This is a genomic window from Mesorhizobium sp. M7A.F.Ca.CA.002.15.2.1 (assembly GCF_003998715.1).
In the GTDB taxonomy this organism is placed as follows: Bacteria; Pseudomonadota; Alphaproteobacteria; order Rhizobiales; family Rhizobiaceae; genus Mesorhizobium; species Mesorhizobium ciceri.
Window position 1 is genome coordinate 1 of record NZ_RZPI01000694.1, and the last position, 2,857, is coordinate 2,857.

Consider the following 2,857-nt stretch of genomic DNA (forward strand, 5'->3'; position numbering starts at 1 on the left):
ACACAGCTCACCGCCCGCCCCTCAAAACAATAACTTTACAAATATTTGTATTTATGTGAAGTCATGACGATTGAAGGATCGACCATGACAGCCACTCGTTTCGCCACGCGCCTGAATTCCTTTGCCTCGCGGCCGCAGGCCGAATGGCCTGATCTTACCGGCAAGCCGTCGCTGCTGCAGATGGCGGCGCGCGCCGCCAAGGTCGGCGGGCTTACCGATCTCGACCTCAACTTTCCCGACCATGTCAGTGAAAAGCCTGCGGAAATCGCCCTCAAACTCGGCGATCTCGGGCTTTCCATCAATGGCTTTGCCATGCGCTACTACTCCAACCCCGCCTTCAAGCTCGGCGCATTCACCAATCCGGATCCGGCGGTGCGCCGCGAGGCCATCGACCTGACCAAAGCCGGCATCGATGCCGTGCGTGAGGCCGGCGCCAGCCTGATGACGCTGTGGCTCGGCCAGGATGGCTTCGACTACGCCTTCCAGGCCGACTATGTGACGCTTTGGCAACACGAAATCGATGGGATTCGTGAAGTAGCCGCGCATGATCCCGACTGTCAGATCAGCCTTGAGTACAAACCGAACGAACCACGCTCCTACAGCCTGATGCCGGATGCGGCGACGACCTTGCTGGCGATCCGCGATGTCGGCCTGCCCAATCTGGGCGTCACCCTCGATTTCGCCCATGTGCTCTATGCCGACGAACAGCCGGCCTTTGCCGCGGCCCTGGTGGCGCGCCACAGCAAGCTGCTCGGCGTGCATCTGAACGACGGCTACGCCAAGCGCGACGACGGCCTGATGGTCGGCGCGGTGCACACGCTGCAGACCATCGAGTTGCTCAGGCAGATTCGCCGCGACGGTTACGCCGGCGCCATCTATTTCGACACGTTCCCCGACATGACCGGGCTCGATCCGGTGCGCGAGTGCGAAGTCAACATCGCCACCGTCAAGCGCATGCTGCGCGTCGTCGACCGGCTGGGGCAGGACAATCGCCTGTCCGCCGCCATGGACAGCCAGGATGCGGTGACGTCGCAGGCCATCATCCAGGAAATCATGCTCGGGCCGGATAGCTGAGGCATGCGCACCATTATCGTTTTCAACAAGGGAGGAATACAATGAAACTTCTGCTTGCCACGGCTACCGCCGCACTGATGGCGCTGTCGATCGGCTCTGCCTTTTCGGCCGACCTCGCGCCGCTCAATTCCGACACGGAAAAGGACCGCATCGACTGGTCGCAGGTCGAGGCCAAATTCGGCGCGTTCCCCAAGCTGCCCGAAGGCACCAAGGCAGGCGCCGTCTCCAAGACGCTGACCAATGAATACTGGCGCTCGCTGGGCGAGGGCTACACGGCATTCGGCGCCAAGGTCGGCGTTCCCGTCGTCTATCAGGCAGCGCAAAGCGAGGGCGACCAGCTCGGCCAGCTCACCATCGCCGAAGGCCTGGTGACGCAGGGCTACAACGTGCTGCTCGTCTCGCCGCAGACGGATGCCAATCTGCAGCCGATCATGGAGCAAGCCAAGGCCGCCAACGTGCCGGTGGTCAACGTCAATGACGCCGTGATCCCGCAGGCCGAACATTATGTCGGCAATGTCCAGCGCGACAATGGCGTGCGCGTCGCCAAATGGTTCATCAAGAACCGTCCGGATGGCGGCAAGGTCGCCATCGTCGAAGGCCAGGCTGGCGTCTATGCCGCCGTGCAGCGCACCGACGGCTTCAAGTCGACCATCACCGAGGCAGGCAAGTTCGAGGTCGTCGCCAGCGTTCCCGGCAACTGGGACCGCCAGACCTCCTATGATGCGGCCACCAACATCCTGCAGCAGCACCCCGACCTGATCGGCTTTTATGCCAACAATGACGGCATGGCGCTCGGCATCGTCGAGGCAGTCAAGGCCGCCGGCCTGCAGGACAAGGTTGCGGTCTTCGGCACCGACGGCATTTCCGACGCCTATGCCTCCATACGGGCCGGCGAACTGACCGGCACGGTCGACAGTTTCCCGGTGCTGACCGGCGAAGTGGCGTTGGAAACTGCTCTGCGTCTCGTCGCGGGACAGAAGCTGCCCCGCGTCGTCGCCACGCCCCAGGCACTGATCACCAAGGACAATGCCGACCGCTATTCCGGCGCCGGCGCGCGCAAGGCACTGCTCGAGGACGCGGCTGCGGGCCAGTAAGGCCAATCGGCGAGTGCCGGCCAGAGCAATTCGCTCCCGCCGGCACCGTTGCCCGGAGATAGAACCCAATGTCACCCCGGCTGCAATTCCAGGGCATTTCCAAGCTGTTTCCGGCCGTGCGGGCGCTTGACGGCGTGTCGTTCTCGGTAGGTGCCGGTGAAATCCACGGCCTGCTCGGCGAAAATGGCGCCGGCAAGTCGACGCTGCTGCGCATCCTGTCTGGCGTCCACACGCCGACAGCGGGAAGCGTCCTCATCGACGGCAAGCCGGTTACACTCGCCAACCCGGTCGCCGCACGCGCTGCGGGCGTCGCCATGATCCATCAGGAATTGCAGCAGGTACCACGCCTTAGCGTCGCCCAGAACATGTTCCTAGGCCATCCGCTGACGCGCGGCGCCATCTTCGTCGCCCGGCGCGAACAGGAGCGCCGTGCTGCGGAGGCTCTTGCGGCCATCGATCCCTCCATCGATCCGGCTGCACCCCTCGGTACCCTGAAGGTGGCGCAGCGGCAGATTGTCGAGATCGCCCGCGCGCTGCTCGATCGCGCCCGCATCGTTGCCATGGACGAGCCGACATCGAGCCTGACGCCGAGCGAATTCGAACGGCTGGCGCAAGTCATCACCGGCCTCGCCCGCGACGGCGTCGCCGTCGTCTATGTCTCGCACAAGCTGGACGAGGTGTTCGGCATC

3 protein-coding genes are annotated in these 2,857 nt (G+C 63.8%); all 3 read left to right on the forward strand.

The window, feature by feature from the left end; genetic code table 11:
• Nucleotides 1–84 precede the first annotated feature (84 nt).
• Nucleotides 85–1,074: a TIM barrel protein gene (locus ENZ74_RS27690; protein ID WP_063170351.1), complete on the forward strand. Its 990-nt coding sequence runs from the start codon at nucleotides 85–87 to the stop codon at nucleotides 1,072–1,074.
• 41 nt (nucleotides 1,075–1,115) lie between these two features.
• Nucleotides 1,116–2,168 carry a substrate-binding domain-containing protein gene (locus ENZ74_RS27695; RefSeq protein WP_024502965.1) on the forward strand — a complete coding sequence of 351 codons (1,053 nt, stop codon included), beginning with the start codon at nucleotides 1,116–1,118 and terminating at the stop codon, nucleotides 2,166–2,168.
• 68 nt (nucleotides 2,169–2,236) lie between these two features.
• The coding region (locus ENZ74_RS27700; protein WP_164761256.1) for an ATP-binding cassette domain-containing protein at nucleotides 2,237–2,857 on the forward strand (621 nt) is incomplete at its 3' end.